This is a genomic window from uncultured Mailhella sp., from assembly GCF_944324995.1.
Taxonomy (GTDB): Bacteria; Desulfobacterota; Desulfovibrionia; order Desulfovibrionales; family Desulfovibrionaceae; genus Mailhella.
Map to the genome: position 1 here is coordinate 18,321 of NZ_CALUYL010000031.1, position 18,380 is coordinate 36,700.

Genomic DNA, 18,380 nt, shown 5'->3' on the forward strand with positions numbered 1-18,380 from the left:
AATCCCCCCAGGGATCGCGACCGCAACAAAGGAGTTCTTCGCATGAACAAGTACGACGTCATCATCGTGGGCGGCGGCCCCGCCGGTCTTACGGCTTCCATCTACGCCGTGCGCGCCAACATGAAAACGCTGGTGCTCGACAAGCTCGCCCCCGGCGGACAGATCATCAACACCAACGAAATCGCCAACTACACCGGCTTCGGCACCATCAACGGCGCGGAGCTCGCCATCAAGATGTTTGAACACTCCCAGGAAGTCGGCGCGGAATTCGACTACAAGACCGTCACCGCCATCGTGGACGAGGGCGACGTGAAAAAGGTGGTCTGCCTCGAAGACGACGCCGTGTATGAAGCCTCCGCGGTCATCATCGCAACCGGCACTCGTCCCCGCCGCCTGCACATTCCCGGCGAAGACAAGCACGCCGGCGCCGGCATCAGCTGGTGCGCCATCTGCGACGGCGCCCAGTACCGCGGCAAGGACGTCGTGGTCATCGGCGGCGGCAACTCCGCCGTGGAAGAATCCATCTACCTCGCCGGCATCGTGAACAAGCTCACCATCGTGACCATGTTCGACCTCACCGCCGATCCCATGGCCTGCGACAAGCTGCGCGCCATGCCCAACGTGACCATCTATCCCTATCAGGACGTGCTCGAATTCCTGGGCGACAACAAGCTCGAAGGCGTGCGCTTCAAGTCCACGAAGGAAGACGCCACCGAACGCACCGTGTCCTGCGACGGCGTGTTTGAATACATCGGCCTCGAACCCACGGCCTCCTTCTGCGCCGACCTCGGCATTCTCGACAGAACCGGCTGCATCATAACCGACGCCTCCATGGCCACCTCCCGCCCCGGCATCTTCGCCGCCGGCGACATCATCGTGAAGGGCCTGCGCCAGGTGGCCACCGCCTGCGGCGACGGCGCCATAGCCGCCAACTCCGCCTCCAAATACGTTGAAAAACTGAGAGGCTAGTCCTCTTTTTACGCCCGGAACACCGTTCCGCAACACTCAAATTTCCCCAAGGAGCCTTCCCCATGATCAAAGAAATCGACACCGCCGCCTACGACAGCATGGACAAGTCCGGCGTCATGCTGGTGGAATTTTATTCCAAGACCTGCGGCCCCTGCAAAATGCTTTCCTTCGTGCTCAAGGACATCGACAAGAACGATCCCGACTTCCGCATCTTCACCGTGGACTTCGACGCCAATCAGGATCTCAAGGAACGCTGCGGCGTGAAGGGCTTCCCCACCATGCTCTTCATGAAGGACGGCGCAGAAGTCTCCCGCCTCGAAGGCCTGAAGCAGAAGCCCGCCATCATTCAGGAAATAGCCAAGCTCAAAGCCTAACCCCCACACCCATATATCCACACGTAGAACGCTGAAAGGAGTCCAGCCATGAGCAGCAAAGTGACGCACACCTACAACGATCACCTCATCACTCGCCAGAATCGCGCCGAGAAGGAATTCCTTGCCGCTTTTGAAGCGGAAAAGCCCACGCTCGAAAACGCCCATGTTCTGGTCAACCCCTACTTCATCAATCCGCTCTGCGCGCTGATCCTCTTCAAGAGCGAAAAGCCCGCCTCCGCCACCATGACCATTCACGGCAAGCGCAACGACCGTGAAAACATCGTTCACACCTTCCCCGAGGGCACCGATCACTTCATTCCGGTCATCGGCCTCTACGAAGGCATCGCCACCCGCGTGACCGTGGAACTCTCCACCGGCGAAAAGAACACCTTCTCCATCCAGTCCCAGCCCCTGCCCGAAGACGTGTGCCGCTGCCGCAACATCAACACGTCCATGGACTACTTCGGCAACAACTTCATGTTCCTCACCCCGGCCGGCAAGAACCTCCCCACCGCCTACGACTACATGGGCGACATCCGCTGGCTGCTCACCGAAAACACCATGTTCGACATCAAGCGCGTGAAGAACGGCAACATCATGACCGGCTCCCACCGCTTCTGCCACATGCCCTACTGCTCCACCGGCCTCATCGAACTGAACCTGCTCGGCAAGATCTACAAGGAATTCCGCATGCCGGGCAACTATCACCACGATCACTTTGAAATGCCCGACGGCAACATCCTCGCCCTCACCCAGGACTTCACCTCGAGCACCGTCGAAGACATGATCGCCCTGCTCGACCGCGAAACCGGCGAAGTGCTCCGCACCTGGGACTACAAGACCTTCCTGCCCCAGAACGTGGCCGGTTCCGGCTCCCAGGACGCCCACGACTGGTTCCACAACAACGCCCTGTGGTACAACGACAAGAACAAGACCATCACCATTTCCGGCCGCCATCAGGACGCCATCGTCAACTTCGACTACGAAACCAGCAAGCTCAACTGGATCATCGGCGACCCCGAAACCTGGCCCGAAGACATGCAGAAGTACTTCTTCAAGCCCGTGGGCGACGTGGAAAACTTCGACTGGCAGTATGAACAGCACGCCTGCGTGGTCTGCCCCGACGGCGACATCATGTGCTTCGACAACGGTCAGTACCGCTCCAAGGTGAAGGAACGCTACATCCGCAACCGCGACAACTTCTCCCGCGGCGTGCGCTACCGCATCGACACCGACAAGATGGAAATCGAACAGGTGTGGCAGTACGGCAAGGAACTCGGCCAGAGCTTCTTCTCGCCCTACATCTGCAACGTGGAATACTACGACGAAGGCCACTACCTCATCCATTCCGGCGGCATCGGCTGGAAGGACGGCTACGCCTCCGACAAGCTCGGCGCCTTCATCAATCCCAAGAAGGAACCCGGCACCGACATCTGCGCCAAGACCGTGGAACAGAAGGACGGCGTGGTCATGTACTCCATGGAAGTGGACGGCAACTTCTACCGCGCTGAAAAGCTCTTCCCCTACCACGACGGCGACAACGCCGCCTTCGGCGAGGGCAAGCTCCTCGGCCACCTCGACGTGACCCCCACCTTCGACACCATCCCCGACGTGCCCGAATCTCAGGAAGTCATCGACTCCTGGCATCAGGTCAACATCGAGGAAGATGAAGACCGCATCGTCTTCCACGGCCGCTTCGCCCGCGGCTCCCTGGTCATGGTGCTGCTCGAAGGCGAAAAGGAAACCCGCGGCTACTTCATCAACACCGCCGCTTCCTACCACCTCGCCATGTGCTCCGGCGCCTACCTCGAAGACGACGACCGCGTCATCAAGCAGAACATCAGCAAGGAAGGCCTCTCCGGCAAGTACGACATCAAGATCCTCGTCGAAGACACCAAGTACCAGACCGGCGTCTCCCTCTTCTGCTAACCCCCTGTAAACAAAACTGCCGCACACGCGGCAGCCCCGCTGCGCCGAGCCCTCACTTTCCCCCTCGGCGCAGCTTTTTTTTAAGGAAGAGAGGAGGATGAGCGGGGGGAAGGAGAAAACCCTTTTGAAAAAGGGCTTTTCTCCTTCCCCCCGCACCCCCCATCCTCTTTCCGAAAACTTTTATCAGGGGGAGCAAAGAACTGATTGGAGCAATGGTTGCCGTCGGCAGCAGCCGCAGCGATGCGCCGGGCACGAAGGCTTGCCGGGCTTGCGAATGGTTCCGCCGCAGGTGAGATGCTGGAAAAGATGAAGGAAGAGGGAGAGTTTGACCGAGGAATGAAGCCCCCCCTTTTGAAAAAGGGCTTTTCTCCTTCCCCCCGCGCCCCCCATCCTCTTTCCGAAAACTTTTATCAGGGGGGCGAAGAACTGATTGGAGCGATAGTTGCCGTCGGCAGCAGCCGCAGCGATGCGCCGGGCACGAAGGCTTGCCGGGCTTGCGAATGGTTCCGCCGCAGGTGAGATGCTGGAAAAGATGAAGGAAGAGGGAGAGTTTGACCGAGGAATGAAGCCCCCCCTTTTGAAAAAGGGCTTTTCTCCTTCCCCCCGCGCCCCCCATCCTCTTTCCGAAAACTTTTATCAGGGGGGCGAAGAACTGATTGGAGCGATAGTTGCCGTCGGCAGCAGCCGCAGCGATGCGCCGGACGCAGCATCGCGCAGGGCATCAGAATGGTTTCTTTTTTGGGGGGCACATTCATAAAAAAAGAGGCTCCGGGAGAAAAACGAAACCTCTCTGAACATCCTGAATCTCTGACGCCGGGCGGATCGCCCTCGCAAGGCAGCAGCTACACGGCAAAGAGCTTGCCGCATTTGCGGCAGCGGTACAGATGTCGATTGTATTTGTTGTCCATGGCATGTCCGGCCCTGTTGCCGAGCGCCGCGCCCGAAACGCCGCCGGTCACGGCTCCCACAAGTCCCCCGGCAAGCGCGCCGATGGCCGATCCTATCACCGGAAACACGGAACCTATGGCGGCCCCGGCCGCCGCTCCGGCACTGATGCCCGACACTCCGGCCGCAGCGCCGCCTACGCCGCCCGCCGTGGTGCCGAGCACCCGGTAGCGGTTATCCTTGCACACATCGGAACTCTTGCAGCGCGGACAGCGAACAGTCATGGCGACACCTCGAATTCATGGTCTGGCTGCATGGTACGAGAAAAAAAAACGTTCAGCAAGGATTCCTTCTCTGCCCCCGCATATTATCAAAGAATGCGCCGCATTGCCGCCATCCATCGCGCGCCGTCGCCGTCCCGGATGTGAAAAGACGCGCCCGCACAGACCGCACGGGCAGAAGCCGCAGAGGGAAAACAGGATCCCTCGCCCGGCATCCGCCCTGCCGGAGTTCCTTCCCAGTCCAGAAGGTGCGCCCCTTCGTCCGCCATCATGCCGACTCGACCGGCAACGACCTCGCCTCCCGCCTGCAACTTCGCCGAACGGCAATATTACGAACGGCAATATTAAAAGATGAAGGAGCGAAGGTCTTTCCCGACGCGCCGGGAAAAGTTTCCCACAGCCGAACCTCAAAACGAGAAACGGCCTGTTCCTCGCCTTCTTCTCAGCTCCGGCTATGGGGCCATGCAGCTCCGACATGCCCTTCCTGCCATCAAGGTGTCGGCTTCACGTTATGCCCCCGCTCCCCTTCCGCCGATGTCTTCCCCTCCCTGCTCCGGCAGGCTCCCTGTTCCGAAAAGCTGCCCGATTCGCGCCCTCGCCTGTCCGGTATCTCTCCCCTGTCCCGTCCTGCCCGCTTCGCCCTGACGCACCGCTCCGGCCTCTCACGTTTCCGTCACGGGCGGTCCCGCCCTTCCTTCCGAACCTCCGCAAACCGTGCAGGTCGTGGCCTGCCCCTTTCTTGCCCCGTTCCGTCGCTCACGGCCCGGCATCGCCCATGCCCTTCCCTCAGCGGCGGTCGCCTCTCTTCCGTCTGCCCCCTCGGCTCGGCCGACACGTCGCGCCGTCCTTTTTCTGTTCCGGCCGCAGAGAAGGAAACATTTCTGTCGTCTCCGACCGAAGGTGTGGTTATTCTCCTTTATCATCAATAAGTTAGTAGTAACCCCGACAAAAAGTTCCCTTTTTTTCCTCAAGAATTCCGAATCCCCGCAACGACAAAAGAGGAAAACATTTTCTACTTTAATGTAGAAAAATGTCCTTCTCTCCCCCGTGTTCCGCGACGGCATCAGAATGGTCTGCCTTAAATCCACTAAAATGTAGATTTTTTCATTTTTTGTGCTAACTTTCGGAAATCTCATGCTTTTAATGGAACATTCCTGAAAAGTGTTACATTTTTGTCCAATTTTAACCGGGGTAATTTTCTACTTTTTGGTCGAAAATGATATTTTGCTCGCAGCTTCACATAGGGATGAAAATTTTTAATCCTTTTATTTTCAGTATGTTAAATAAAAATAATCGAACTTGGCACGCTTCTTGCTTTAACAGTGACAGAAAAAGCAATGAAGCCTTTCCACAAGGAGTTAACAAACATGTCAAGTTCCACCCCGCAAAGGCATGACGACGAATATTTCGGCTGTGACGTGTTCACTCTCGACACCATGTGCCGGCATCTGCCCCACGACGTGTATGTGAACCTCGAACAGACCATCCTCAACGGCACCCGCCTCGATCCCGCCATCGCCGGCACCGTGGCCAACGCCATGAAGGACTGGGCCGTTTCCCGCGGCGCCACTCATTACACTCACTGGTTCCATCCCCTCACCGGGCTCACCGCGGAAAAGCACGACGCCTTCCTCCAGCCCGTTGACGGCAAGATGATCAGCTCCTTCTCGGGCAAGACCCTGCTCTCCGGCGAGCCCGACGCTTCCAGCTTCCCTTCCGGCGGCCTGCGTTCCACCTTCGAGGCCCGCGGCTACACCGCCTGGGATCCCACCTCTCCGGTCTTCCTCATCGGTCACACGCTGCACATTCCCACCATGTTCTATTCCTACACGGGCGAAGCGCTTGACCGCAAGGTTCCGCTGCTGCGTTCCGCTTCCGCCGTGTCCCGTCAGGCGCTGCGCATTCTGCGTCTGTTCGGCAACACCCGCGCCACCCATGTCGACGCTCAGGTCGGCCCGGAACAGGAATACTTCCTCGTGGACAAGGCTCTTGCCGCCAAGCGTCCCGACCTCATCATGACCGGCCGCACCCTCTACGGCGCCACCACCCCCAAGGGTCAGGAAATGGAAGACCACTATTTCGGCGCCATTCCCTCCCGCGTCATGGCCTTCATGGAAGACCTTGAACACACGCTGTACCGTCTCGGCATTCCCGCCCAGACCCGTCACAACGAAGTGGCTCCCGCCCAGTTCGAGCTTGCGCCTCTCTATGAAAAGGTGAACATCGCCACCGACCACAACATGCTGGTCATGAACCTCATGCGCCACATCGCGCCCCGCCACGGCTTCATGTGCCTGCTGCACGAAAAGCCCTTTGAAGGCGTGAACGGTTCCGGCAAGCACAACAACTGGTCGCTTTCCGACTCCGAAGGCAACAACCTGCTCAAGCCCGGCGACACCCCGCAGGACAACGCGCAGTTCCTGGTCTTCCTCGCCGCCGTGCTGCGCGCCGTGCACAAGCACTCCGCCGTGCTGCGTCTCGGCACCATCGGCGCGGGCAACGATCACAGACTCGGCGCCAACGAAGCGCCGCCGGCCATCATCTCCGTGTACCTCGGCGATCAGCTGGCCGAAGTGGTCCGTTCCTTCACCGGCGACGGCTCCTGCACCAAGAAGGCCAAGCCTACGCTGAACATCGGCGTGGACGTGCTGCCTCCCATGCCCTGCGACTACTCCGACCGTAACAGAACCAGCCCCTTCGCCTTTACGGGCAACAAGTTTGAATTCCGCGCCGTGGGTTCCTCGCAGTCCATCGCTCCGGCCAACATCGCCATCAACGCGGCCGTGGCCTGCGCCCTTGAAGACATCGCCGACCGCCTCGAAGCCGACGTCGCTTCCGGCAAGGATCTGAACAGCGCCGTGCAGAGCCTGCTCACCGACCTGTTCACCGAACACGCCCCCATCGTGTTCAACGGCAACGGCTACACCGAAGAATGGCCCGTGGAAGCCGCAAAGCGCGGTCTGCCCAACTACGCCAACACCGTGGAAGCCCTCGAACACTACAGCGATCCCGACGTGCTCTCCACCTTCTCCAGCCAGGGCATTCTCACCGAACGCGAATGCCTCTCCCGCCAGGAGATTCTGTTCGAGAACTACGCCAAGACCATCGGCATCGAAGCCGCCACGGCCAGCCGCATGGGCCGCACGCTCATCGTTCCCGCGGCCATGAAGGCGCAGAGCGCCGCCGCCGAAATGCTGAACCGCACCCGCACCGCCATGGGCAAGGCTCCCGCCGCGGAAACCGAATACCTCGACATGCTCGCCTCCTCCACCGAGAGCCTCATGCTCGCCCTGCGCAAGCTTGACGAAAAACGCATGGTGCTCGCCGACACCGCCGAGGCGGAAAAGGCTGCGGTCATCGCCCGCGACGAGGTGCTCCCCGCCATGAACGAATGCCGCGCCTATGCCGACAAGCTGGAATCCATCATGGCCGGTTCCGACTGGCCCATGCCCAGCTACGCCGAACTTATGTGGACCCATTGATGGAAAGCCGCGGAAGCGGACAGGCTTCCGCGCCTTCTCCGTCTCTCTCAAAAAGAGCCATTCCGCAGGGGCAGGCCACAGCATGGTCTGCCCCTCTCAAGCGGATGGCGCAGTACAAATACGCATCGCAGGCCGTTATCGTTCCGGCAGACGGCCAGGGATATTGAGGACAACAACATGTGCAGAATAGGGTCGATAAAGAGCTTAACGCCCATCGGGCCGCGCAAGGCGCTCGAACTCATGCTGCCCCAGCAGGAAGGGCATGACAACTCCGGCTTCGCCATGGTCATGCAGGACCTGGCCGGGCCCTTCGCCGAATGGAAAGACAGGCCTCTGCTCTCTGCGGCCTGCTCCCGTGAAGGCATGCGCGCCGTGGACGACTACATGGCCGAGCATCATTTCTCCCTGCTTTTCAGCTGGACTCCCAAGTACGACGCGCGTCCCGGGCTGGATATCCGCCCCATGGAACGCTACCTCTTCCGCGTGTACGACTATCCGCCGCACTACCGCTACAGCAGCGACGAGGAAAAGTCCGCTCTTCTGCTCGACACCCGCCTCGCCCTGCGCGCCATGCTGGAAAAGGACAATGAAGGCTTCGTCTATTCCTTCTGGCCCGACACCCTCACCCTCAAGGAAATAGGCGATCCGCGCGACATCGCCACCTATTTCCGCCTCTGGGACGATTCCTGCCCGCTGCTCGCGAGGAACATCGTCACCCAGTGCCGCCAGAACACCAACTACGACATCGTGCGCTACGCGGCCCATCCGTTCTTCCTTCAGGGCTACACCCTCTGCGCCAACGGCGAAAACACCTTCTACACCAAGAACAGGGAATTTCAGAAGTCGCTGCACCGCGGCTACACCGGCTTTGAATCCGACTCGCAGTGCCTGCTCTACAGCCTTCACTACGTGCTGCACGAGCTCAAGTGGCCCATCGAATACTACAAGCACGTCATCACGCCCCTGCCCTTCGCCGAAATCGACAAGCGCGAAGATGCGGAAGTGCTGCGCATCATCCGCGAGACGCTCGCCCATCTTGAAATCAACGGGCCGAACGCCATCATCGCCATGCTTCCCGACGGCCGCATGATGACCTGCTGCGACTCCAAGAAACTGCGTCCCGTGGTGGTCGGCCGCACCAAGGACATGCTCGCCATCTCCTCCGAAGTGTGCGGTCTCAACGCCGTCATGCCCGACCGCGACGTTTCCACAGACATTTATCCCGGCGAGAGGGAAACCATCGTCGTCGACAACGACCTGAGGGTGCGCATATGCAAACAGTAAAGGCTCTCGACAACTGCACGGACGATCTGCGCTGGATCATCCGCTACGATCCCACCCGCTGCACCATGTGCGGCAGCTGCGTGGCCCAGTGCATGCAGAACGCCATCGAAGTCCGCATGATGCGTCAGGACCTCACGGTTTCGGAAAAGCCCTGGCCCGATCCGGAAAAGAAGCATCTTGCAAGGCCCGTCATCCGCCAGAAGACCGACCTCGCCCATCTGTGCGTGGGCTGCGGCTTCTGCGCCAAGGTCTGCCCCAACGACGCCATTCATCCCGAACGCAACCCCGATCAGCGCATTCCGGTGATCGCCCGCGTGAACGGTCCCATCCGCCGCGGCGGACGCACCAACCTGAACACGCAGCGCACCCTCGACGCCATCGTGGTGGGCCGCATCAGCCAGATGACCGACCCCGCCCTCGACTCCGAACGTCACACCTTCGACATGCGCGCTCCGCTGGGCCGCGTGCTGCCTTCCCGCGACCTCGCCACCGAACTGCAGGTGCGCGACGGCAAGCTCGTGAAGACCGGTCACACCCCGCCCGTGAACTGGATCTATCCGCTCATCTTCAGCGACATGTCCATCGGCGCGCTCTCCACCCGCGCCTGGGAAGCCATCGCCATGGCCGCCGCCTACCTCAACGAGGAATGCGGACTGCCCGTGCGCATGAGCTCCGGCGAAGGCGGCATGCCCGTCAAGCTCATGGAGTCCGACAAGCTCAAGTATTTCATCATCCAGATCGCGTCCGGACACTTCGGCTGGGACCGCATCGTCAAGGCGCTGCCCCGCATGAAGGTGGATCCCGCAGGCGTGCTCATCAAGATCGGTCAGGGCGCCAAGCCCGGCGACGGCGGCCTGCTGCCCGCCTCCAAGGTGGCTCCGCACATTCAGGCCATCCGCGGCGTGCCCAAGTCCACCCTGCATTCGCCGCCGAACCATCAGGGCCTCTACTCCATCGAGGAATCGGTGCAGAAGATGCACCTTTCCCTCAACGCGGCCTTCGGATTCCGCGTGCCCGTGGCCATCAAGTGCGCGGCCTCGGCCACCTCGGTTTCCGTGTACAACAACCTTCTGCGCGACCCCTACCGCATCTGCGGCGGCTTCTTCATCGACGGCATTCAGGGCGGCACCGGCGCGGCCAACGAGGTTTCCCTCGATCACACCGGCCATCCCGTGGTGTCCAAGCTGCGCGACTGCTACCTCGCCGCCGTGCGTCAGGGTCTGCAGGGTCAGATTCCGCTCTGGGCCGGCGGCGGCGTGGGCCTCACCGGCAACGCGGCTGCCGACGCCTTCAAGATGATCTGCCTCGGCGCCAACGGCGTGTTCATCGGCAAGCTCCTCATCCAGCTGCTCGGATGCGTGGGCAACGAGAACGGCCGCTGCAACAACTGTTCCACGGGTCTGTGCCCCAACGGCATCTGTTCGCAGGATCCGCGCCTCGTGGCGCGCCTCGATGTGGACAGAGGGGCACAGGCCATTGTGGACTACGTGCTCGCCTTCGACAGCGAAATGCGCAAGCTCATGGCCCCCATCGGCAACAGTTCCCTGCCCGTGGGCCGCTCCGACGCCCTGGTCGCCACCGACCACGCCGTGGCGGAAAAGCTCGGCATAGCCTACGCATGCTGACGCTCTCGGCCGCAGACGCCATTTCCCCGGCATTTCACCCCGGAACCTCATCATAGAAAGGCAACGCAATGTTTTCCATAGATACTCTTGTTCAGCACGAACGCATGTCCACGCAGGATCTGCTGCTGGCCATCGGCGAGGCCGTGGCCCGGGGCGAAACGGAATTCGACATCCATGCGTCCGGTCAGCACGACATCGGCGGTCCGCTCTGGAACGCCGAAGGCCGCACCCTGCGCTTCCATGTGACCAATCCCGGTCAGCGCGTGGGCTGCATGGGCCTCGATCACACCGAAATCGTGGTGGAAGGCTCCGCCCCCGCCGACGTGGGCTGGCTCAACTCCGGCGCGCGCATCACCGTGAAGGGCGACGCCGGCGACACCGCCGGTCACTGCGCGGCATCGGGCGTCATCTACATCGGCGGCCGCGCGGGCACCCGTTCCGGCTCGCTCATGAAGCACGATCCGCTCTACTCCGAGCCCGAACTCTGGATTCTCGACGGCACCGGCTCCTTCCCGTGCGAATTCATGGGCGGCGGCAAAATGGTGGTCTGCGGCCTCGACACCCCCGAAGACGCTTCCGTGCTCGGCGAGCGCGCCTGCGTCGGCATGGTGGGCGGCGTGGTGTACTTCCGCGGCAATCCCGGCTCCTACGCCGAAAACGACGTGGCCGTGCATGATCTCGACGAGGCGGACATCGCCTTCCTCTCCGCCGGTCTGAAGAACTTCCTGGACGCGGTGGACAAGTCTTCCGCGCTCGAAACGCTCAGCTGCTGGAGCGAATGGCGCAAGCTTCTGCCCATCAAGAGCGGCGATCACAAAAAGACCCGCATGAGCGTTTCCGACTATCACGCCAAGGAATGGGTGAAGGGCGGCATTTTCAGCGACGTGGTGAAGGACGACTTCCGCGTGAACGGTCTGGTGGCGCGCGGCGACTTCCGCCTGCGCGTGCCCTCCTGGGACAACGCCGCCACCGCGGCTCCCTGCGAGTACGCCTGCCCGGCCAGCATTCCCACGCAGAAGCGCTACAACCTGCTGCGCGAAGGCCGTACCGAAGAGGCCCTGCGCCTCGTGCTCGACTACTCTCCCTTCCCCGGCTCGGTGTGCGGCGGCGTGTGCCCCAACCCCTGCATGGACGCCTGCACCCGCGGCTGCCGCATCGACTCGCCCATCCAGATAGGCCCCCTCGGCCGTGAATCGGCGCTCATCAAGGTGGAGAAGCCCTCCGTGCGCACCGGCAGGAAGGTGGCCGTCATCGGCTCCGGCGTGGCCGGTCTCTCCGCGGCCTGGCAGCTCGCCCGCAAGGGTCACGACGTGACCGTGTACGAAGCCGACAAGGTCGTGGGCGGCAAGATCGAGCAGGTCATTCCCCGCGAGCGTCTAGATCACTCCGTGCTTGAGGCGGAAATCCGCCGCATCGAGGACATGGGCGTGAGCTTCGTCACCTCCTGCCGCGTGGACCGCGAAAAGTTCGACGCCCTGCGCAGGGAAAACGACGCCGTCGTGGTGGCCGTGGGCGGCACCAAGGCCAGAATGTTCAACTGGCCGGGCAAGGAACGCATCGTTCCCGGCATCGACTACATGAAGGCCGTGAACAAGGGCGAACATCCCGTCACGGGCAAGAACGTCATCGTCATCGGCTGCGGCAACGCGGGCATGGACGCCGCGGCCGGCGCCTATGCCGAAGGCGCGGAGCACGTCACCTGCGTCGACGTGCAGAAGCCCGCGGCCTTTGCCAAGGAAATCGCCCACATCGAATCCCTCGGCGGCAAGCTCGTGTGGCCCTTCATGACCAGGGAAATCACGCCCGAAGGCATCATCGACGACAAGGGTCGTCTTGTTCCCGGCGACATGGTCATCATCACCATCGGCGACGAGCCGGAAATCGACTTCCTGCCCGAAGGCGTGCGCACCTTCCGCGGCAGCTGGGTGGTTCCCGGCGACGACATGAGCATTCTGCCCGGCGTGTTCGCCGCGGGCGACGTGGTGAAGCCCGGTCTGCTCGTGACGGCCATCGGTTCCGGCGCGCAGGCGGCCAAGGCCGCCGACGCCTACCTCATGGGCAAGCCCGCTCCCAAGGCAGATTCGCGCGACATGGCATCCTCCCGCCTCAGCCTGGAATATTTCTCCCGTGTTCACAAGGCGGATCTGCCCGCTCCCGCGGACGACTATTCCCGCTGCGTGAGCTGCGGCTCCTGCCGCGACTGCGGCATGTGCCTGCAATCCTGCCCCGAGAAGGCCATCTCCCGCGTGGAAATGGACGGCGTTTTCGCCTACGTTTCCGACCCCGAACGCTGCATAGGCTGCGGCGTGTGCGCGGGCGTGTGCCCCTGCGGCGTGTGGACCATGCACAAGAACACGGAAATGACCTTTCCTGTGGAAGGCACTTCGGCCTGACCCCTTCCGTTCCGGCGCATGTGCACCGGAACGGAGCCGAACCGCCCGACCGGGGGGAGCGTTTCGCTCCCCTTCTTCCGGCGGAGCCTTGTGAAAAACGGCTCCGTCTTTCAAACGCAGCAAACGCTCCGGCCGCGCCGGAGAACTGGAGAATATCATGCGCAGCATCAACAGCGCCTATGCGGGCCTTTCCGGCAACTATCTGTTCAGCGAAGTCGCCCGCAGGGTTCGCGCGTACAAGGAAAAACATCCCGAGGCCGACGTCATCAGCCTCGGCATCGGCGACGTGTCCCAGCCGCTGGTTCCCGCGGTCATCGAGGCCCTGCACAAGGCCGTGGACGAAATGGGCCGCGCCGAAACCTTCCGCGGCTACGGCCCGGAACAGGGCTACGCCTTCCTGCGCGAAGCCATTCTCAAGCACGACTATCTCTCCCGCGGCGTGAATCTCGACGCCGATGAAATCTTCATCAGCGACGGCGCGAAGAGCGACGTGGGCAACTTCCAGGAACTCTTCGGCGAAGACGCCGTCATTGCACTCACCGATCCCGTCTATCCCGTGTACGAGGATTCCAACGCCATGGCCGGCCGCGGCGGCGTGCATGAAAACGGCCGCTGGAGCCGCATCGTGTACCTGCCCTGCACGAAGGAAAACAACTTCTGCCCCGCCCTGCCCGAAGAGCGCGTGGACGTGGTGTATCTGTGCAGCCCCAACAATCCCACCGGCACCGTGCTCGACAGAGACGCCCTGACCAGATGGGTGGACTACGCGAAGAAGAACGACTCGCTCATCATGTTCGACGCGGCCTACGAATCCTTCATCCGCGACGAATCCATTCCGCGCAGCATCTTTGAAATTCCCGGCGCGGACGAAGTGGCCGTGGAATTCCGCAGCCTTTCCAAGACCGCGGGCTTCACGGGCCTGCGCTGCGGCTACGCCGTAGTGCCCAAGAAGCTCACGGCCCGCGCCGCCGACGGCACCGTGCTGCATCTGCACGACATGTGGCTGCGCCGCCAGTGCACCAAGTACAACGGCTGCCCCTACATCGTGCAGCGCGCGGCCGAAGCCGCCTTCATGGAACCGGCCAGAACCCAGATGAAGGCCGAACTCGGCATCTACCAGAGCAATGCCGACATGATGCTCAAAACCTGCGCCAAGCTCGGCCTTGAAGCCTTCGGCGGCGTGCATTCGCCCTACGTGTGGCTGAGAACGCCCGGCGGAACGGATTCCTGGGCCTTCTTCGACATGCTGCTGGAGAATGCCGGCGTGGTCTGCACGCCCGGCGTCGGCTTCGGCGCGAGCGGCGAAGGCTACGTGCGCCTCACCGCCTTCAACACCCCCGAGCTTACCCGAGCCGCCCTTGAGCGGCTGGAAAAGGTCATCAAATAATCTCCGGCTCCGGCGGCGTCCCGCGCCACGTTGCCGGCGCGGGACGCTCCCTCCCGGCAACGCTTTCCCGCGGCGCGCCGCCGCTGAACATTTCTTGCGGGCCTTGCCCGCCACGGATCACTCCCATGCCCGACCACGACATTTCTCCCAACTCGTTCGAACCCTATCTCGACAGTCTGCGGCACATCGTACACTGCCTGGAACCGGGTCTTCCCTTCCGGGAAGTACTGCGCCGGGTGCTCTGCGCCCTTTCCGGCGACATGCCCTTCGAGCGCCCTCACATCGTGGTACAAAACCCGGAAAACGGAAGTCTGCACCTTTCCATGGCCGAGGGGCAGACTTCCGTTCCCCATCTCACCTACGCCCCGGGCAAGGGCATCACGGGGCAGGTGTTCGCTTCAGGCAAGCCCATCATCGTGGACTGCATGAAGAGCCACCCCGACTTTCTCAACAGACTCTTTGAACGCAGCGAAGAACAGCTCCGCACCCTGGCCTTCATCTGCGTGCCGGTCACCACGCAGAAGCGCTCCGGCGAGCCGGATTCCGGCCGCGTCACCGTGGGCACCCTCAGCGTGGACACCCCCATGGCCGATCACGAAATTCTGGAGCTGCGCTGCCGCCTGCTCGAAGTGGTGGCCGCGCTGGTGGGTCATCAGGTGGCCTGCCTGCAGGAAGACATGATGCGCCAGGCCACCCACTACACCCGTCAGGACGACAGGCCCCTGCCCTCCGTGCTGCAGGCCATGCCCTCCATCGTGGTGCTCTCCAAGTCCATGAACCACGTGCTGCACCATGTGGCGCAGGTGGCTCCGAGTCAGACCACCGTGCTGCTGCGCGGCGAATCCGGTTCGGGCAAGGAACTCATGGCTTCGGCCATCCATCAGTGCAGCACGCGCGCCTCGCGCCCGTTCATCCGCCTCAACTGCGCCGCCCTTCCCGCCGACCTCGTGGAAGGCGAGCTCTTCGGCTGGCAGAAGGGCGCATTCACCGGCGCGCAGCAGGCGCGGCGCGGCGTGTTTGAACAGGCCGACACCGGCACCCTCTTTCTCGACGAAATAGGCGATCTCTCCCTGCCCGCGCAGGCCAAGGTGCTGCGCGCCATTCAGGAGCGGGAAATCGTGCGTCTCGGCAGCGAGCGCCCGGTCAAGGTGGACGTGCGCCTCATCTGCGCCACGCATCAGCCTCTGGAAAAGCTGGTGGACAAGGGCCTCTTCCGCGAAGACCTCTACTACCGCATCAACGTGTTTCCGCTGTTTCTGCCGCCGCTGCGCGAACGCAAGGACGACATTCTGCCCCTCGCGGAACATTTTCTGCACATGTTCTCCCGCAGCTACGGCCGTCCGGCCAAGCGCCTGTCCCCGCAGGCCGCCGACGCCCTGCTCGCCTGGCACTGGCCGGGCAACGTGCGCGAACTGCAGAACGCCATGGAACGCGCCGTGCTGCTCTGTGAAAACGAACTCGTCTGCCCCTGCCATCTTCCGCCGGCCCTGCGCGCCGCCGTGGCCGAAGACGCTCCCGCCGAAACGAACGGCCGCGCCCTGGGCTTCCACGAAGAAGTGGGGCAGCTCGAAAAGAAAAGACTGGAAGAAGCGCTGGTGCGCAGCCGCGGCAACATTCATCAGGCCGCGCGCGACATCGACATCACCTACCGCATCTTCTACTACAAGATGAAAAAATACGGCATCGACTACCGGCGCTATCTGGCCCGGTAACACAATCCTTCCCGCACATGCCCTGCGGGATTCCCCTGCGCCGGATCCCCCCCACACACAACCGGCGCAGGGCCCACGTTTCCCTCCTCTCCTTCCGCGGCGGAGCGGCCTTCGGTCGCTCCGCCGCCCCTTGATCCCACGTCCGCCCGGTGCGCGATCCCTCCGGGAAATGTTCCCGCACGCGCTCCCGGCTCCGGACGTTTTTTTTATTTTCCGGCTTCATCGAAGGAAGCCTGCGCCGGGCCTTTCCGGGCCTTTTTGCTCCTTCAAGCGCCCTGTTTTTCCGCAGGCGCGCCCTGTTCCGATCATTGAAAAACACGGCGCTCCGGCGTATAGACAAAACGAATCCAAGGGAGGAAGGCATGGCGGAAGATTTCCTGCATTTCATGGCCAGCCAGGCCGAACGCCGCATTCAGGCCGCGCAGAAGGAAGGCGCCTTCGACCATCTTCCCGGCGAAGGCAAGCCTCTGAACTTCGAGGACGACAGCGCCGTGCCCGGCGAGCTGCGCATGGCCTACAAGGTGCTCAGAAACGCCGGCTACCTGCCGCCCGAACTTGCCGACCGCAAGGAAATAAACACCATTCTCGACCTGCTCGAACACTGCGACGAAGGCGCGGAAAAGGTGCGGCAGATGCAGAAGCTCGACGTCATCCTCATGCGCATGAATCAGCGCCGCGAGCGCTCCGTTGCCATTACCGAACACGATCCTTATTATGAAAACGTGGTGCGCCGCGTCACCCTTCTGAAAAAGGGCCGGCGCTGAACCGACGCCTTTTTCCGCTTTTTTTCTCGAACAACAAGGACCATCATGACCCCCACGAAATCCGCGGGCCCCTGCATCCACATCGAGGGAGCCCGTCAGCATAATCTCAAGAACGTCAACGTCGATATTCCGCGCGATCAGCTCGTGGTCGTGTGCGGGCCTTCGGGCTCGGGCAAGTCCACGCTGGCCTTTGACATCGTGTACGCCGAAGGTCAGCGCCGCTACGTGGAATCGCTTTCCACCTACGCGCGCATGTTCCTGCCCAAGATGGACAAGCCCCTCGTGGACAAAATCGAGGGCCTCTCCCCCGCCATTTCCCTGGAACAGCAGACTACCGCGCACAATCCCCGTTCCACCGTGGGCACGGTGACGGAAGTCTATGACTTCCTGCGCGTGTTCTTCGCCAGACTCGGCAAGGTGTACTGTCCGCACTGCGGCACGCCCATCGAGGCCCGCGCCTCCGACGAAATCATTGCCGAAATCATGAACATGCCCGAAGGCGAGCGCATCATGCTCATGGCTCCGCTCGTGGAACTGCAGAAGGGCACCCACGCCGAACGCTTCAAGAAGCTGCGCGCCGAAGGCTTCGTGCGCGTGCGCGTGGCCACGCTCGGCGAAGAGCCGCAAATCTGCAATCTCGACGAAGCTCCCGTGCTCGACAAGAACAAAAAGCACAGCATCGATCTCGTGGTGGACCGCCTCGTCATCAAGGACGACATGCGCACTCGCCTTGCCGATTCCGTGGAACTCGCCCTGCGCTACGGCAAGGGCCGCGTCATCGTGAGCGTGCCGGGCAAGCCCGACGTCGTGCATTCCACCGAATCCGTGTGCCCGCGCTGCCACGTGAGCGCCCCCGTGCCCTCGCCGCAGCTCTTTTCGTTCAACAGTCCGCAGGGCGCGTGCCCGCAGTGCCTCGGCATAGGCACCGTGGTGGCCTTCGACGAAGGCCTCATCGCTCCCGACGAATCGCTCTCCCTGCGCCAGGGCGCGCTTGCTCCCTTCTCCTCGCCCTACTTCATGGCCAAGATAGGCAAGGCCCTCGAAGCGCTCGGCAAGCGCCAGGGCTTCACCCTCGACACGCCCCTCAAGGACTTTTCCGACAAGGCCAGAAAAGCCCTCTTCAACGGCGAGGCCGGAGGCATCACCCGCACGGGCAGCCTGCGCCGCAACTTCATGGGCGGCACGAGCCTCAACCGCGACGAGGGCTCGGAACCGCTTTCCACCTCGCACTGGCCGGGCGTCATGTACCTGCTTGAGCAGCGCATGAAGCGCGGCGACGCCTGGAGCGACATTCT

At 62.2% G+C, this 18,380-nt stretch carries 14 protein-coding genes; 13 read left to right on the forward strand and 1 reads right to left on the reverse strand.

Going from position 1 to position 18,380, the window contains the following annotated elements:
* The first annotated feature begins 42 nt into the window (after positions 1-42).
* The 5 genes from Q0K02_RS11155 to Q0K02_RS11175 all read left to right on the forward strand — a co-directional run bounded on the left by Q0K02_RS11155 (position 43) and on the right by Q0K02_RS11175 (position 4,029).
* Entirely contained in the window at positions 43-969 is a 927-nt protein-coding gene (locus tag Q0K02_RS11155) for an FAD-dependent oxidoreductase (RefSeq protein ID WP_294488816.1), read from the forward strand.
* A 62-nt stretch (positions 970-1,031) separates the two neighbouring features.
* Entirely contained in the window at positions 1,032-1,343 is a 312-nt protein-coding gene (locus Q0K02_RS11160) for a thioredoxin family protein (RefSeq protein ID WP_294488818.1), read from the forward strand.
* A 48-nt stretch (positions 1,344-1,391) separates the two neighbouring features.
* Positions 1,392-3,272, forward strand: a complete 1,881-nt coding sequence (locus tag Q0K02_RS11165) for an aryl-sulfate sulfotransferase (RefSeq protein WP_294488820.1) — start codon at positions 1,392-1,394, stop codon at positions 3,270-3,272.
* Between the two features lie 294 nt (positions 3,273-3,566).
* Complete coding sequence (locus Q0K02_RS11170) at positions 3,567-3,791, forward strand: hypothetical protein (RefSeq protein ID WP_294488824.1); 225 nt, start codon at positions 3,567-3,569, stop codon at positions 3,789-3,791.
* Position 3,792: 1 nt separating this feature from the next.
* Positions 3,793-4,029, forward strand: coding sequence for a hypothetical protein (locus Q0K02_RS11175; RefSeq protein WP_294488827.1), 237 nt, complete (start codon positions 3,793-3,795; stop codon positions 4,027-4,029).
* An 85-nt stretch (positions 4,030-4,114) separates the two neighbouring features.
* Here Q0K02_RS11175 and Q0K02_RS11180 read toward each other — a convergent pair whose 3' ends face one another.
* Positions 4,115-4,441, reverse strand: a complete 327-nt coding sequence (locus tag Q0K02_RS11180; RefSeq protein ID WP_294488829.1) for a hypothetical protein — start codon at positions 4,439-4,441, stop codon at positions 4,115-4,117.
* A 1,364-nt stretch (positions 4,442-5,805) separates the two neighbouring features.
* On the opposite strand from Q0K02_RS11180, the gene Q0K02_RS11185 reads away from it, so the two are divergent.
* The 8 genes from Q0K02_RS11185 to Q0K02_RS11220 all read left to right on the forward strand — a co-directional run.
* On the forward strand, positions 5,806-7,920 hold the full coding sequence (locus tag Q0K02_RS11185; protein ID WP_294488835.1) for a glutamine synthetase III: 2,115 nt from the start codon (positions 5,806-5,808) through the stop codon (positions 7,918-7,920).
* Between the two features lie 177 nt (positions 7,921-8,097).
* Complete coding sequence (locus tag Q0K02_RS11190; protein ID WP_294488837.1) at positions 8,098-9,204, forward strand: glutamate synthase; 1,107 nt, start codon at positions 8,098-8,100, stop codon at positions 9,202-9,204.
* Complete coding sequence (locus Q0K02_RS11195; RefSeq protein ID WP_294488840.1) at positions 9,192-10,829, forward strand: glutamate synthase-related protein; 1,638 nt, start codon at positions 9,192-9,194, stop codon at positions 10,827-10,829. Before Q0K02_RS11190 ends, Q0K02_RS11195 begins: the two co-directional genes overlap by 13 nt.
* Positions 10,830-10,897: 68 nt before the next feature.
* Positions 10,898-13,222: an FAD-dependent oxidoreductase gene (locus tag Q0K02_RS11200; RefSeq protein ID WP_294488843.1), complete on the forward strand. Its 2,325-nt coding sequence runs from the start codon at positions 10,898-10,900 to the stop codon at positions 13,220-13,222.
* A 157-nt stretch (positions 13,223-13,379) separates the two neighbouring features.
* Positions 13,380-14,609 carry an LL-diaminopimelate aminotransferase gene (locus Q0K02_RS11205; RefSeq protein WP_294488847.1) on the forward strand — a complete coding sequence of 410 codons (1,230 nt, stop codon included), beginning with the start codon at positions 13,380-13,382 and terminating at the stop codon, positions 14,607-14,609.
* 125 nt (positions 14,610-14,734) lie between these two features.
* A complete protein-coding gene (locus Q0K02_RS11210; protein ID WP_294488849.1) occupies positions 14,735-16,321 on the forward strand; it encodes a sigma-54-dependent Fis family transcriptional regulator in 1,587 nt (528 codons plus the stop codon).
* 362 nt (positions 16,322-16,683) lie between these two features.
* Positions 16,684-17,085: a DnaJ family domain-containing protein gene (locus tag Q0K02_RS11215; protein ID WP_294488852.1), complete on the forward strand. Its 402-nt coding sequence runs from the start codon at positions 16,684-16,686 to the stop codon at positions 17,083-17,085.
* A gap of 45 nt (positions 17,086-17,130) precedes the next feature.
* A partial coding sequence (locus Q0K02_RS11220) for an ATP-binding cassette domain-containing protein (protein WP_294488854.1) occupies positions 17,131-18,380 on the forward strand: 1,250 nt, incomplete at its 3' end.

What these genes read in the sequence shown, in the direction of transcription:
- Q0K02_RS11210 (WP_294488849.1), top strand. Translation starts at nt 14,735, where the DNA reads ATGCCCGACCACGACATTTCTCCCAACTCGTTCGAACCCTATCTCGAC.
- Q0K02_RS11195 (WP_294488840.1), top strand. Translation starts at nt 9,192, where the DNA reads ATGCAAACAGTAAAGGCTCTCGACAACTGCACGGACGATCTGCGCTGG.
- Q0K02_RS11180 (WP_294488829.1), bottom strand. Translation starts at nt 4,441, where the DNA reads ATGACTGTTCGCTGTCCGCGCTGCAAGAGTTCCGATGTGTGCAAGGAT.
- Q0K02_RS11190 (WP_294488837.1), top strand. Translation starts at nt 8,098, where the DNA reads ATGTGCAGAATAGGGTCGATAAAGAGCTTAACGCCCATCGGGCCGCGC.
- Q0K02_RS11200 (WP_294488843.1), top strand. Translation starts at nt 10,898, where the DNA reads ATGTTTTCCATAGATACTCTTGTTCAGCACGAACGCATGTCCACGCAG.
- Q0K02_RS11165 (WP_294488820.1), top strand. Translation starts at nt 1,392, where the DNA reads ATGAGCAGCAAAGTGACGCACACCTACAACGATCACCTCATCACTCGC.
- Q0K02_RS11160 (WP_294488818.1), top strand. Translation starts at nt 1,032, where the DNA reads ATGATCAAAGAAATCGACACCGCCGCCTACGACAGCATGGACAAGTCC.
- Q0K02_RS11205 (WP_294488847.1), top strand. Translation starts at nt 13,380, where the DNA reads ATGCGCAGCATCAACAGCGCCTATGCGGGCCTTTCCGGCAACTATCTG.
- Q0K02_RS11185 (WP_294488835.1), top strand. Translation starts at nt 5,806, where the DNA reads ATGTCAAGTTCCACCCCGCAAAGGCATGACGACGAATATTTCGGCTGT.
- Q0K02_RS11155 (WP_294488816.1), top strand. Translation starts at nt 43, where the DNA reads ATGAACAAGTACGACGTCATCATCGTGGGCGGCGGCCCCGCCGGTCTT.
- Q0K02_RS11170 (WP_294488824.1), top strand. Translation starts at nt 3,567, where the DNA reads ATGCTGGAAAAGATGAAGGAAGAGGGAGAGTTTGACCGAGGAATGAAG.
- Q0K02_RS11215 (WP_294488852.1), top strand. Translation starts at nt 16,684, where the DNA reads ATGGCGGAAGATTTCCTGCATTTCATGGCCAGCCAGGCCGAACGCCGC.
- Q0K02_RS11175 (WP_294488827.1), top strand. Translation starts at nt 3,793, where the DNA reads ATGCTGGAAAAGATGAAGGAAGAGGGAGAGTTTGACCGAGGAATGAAG.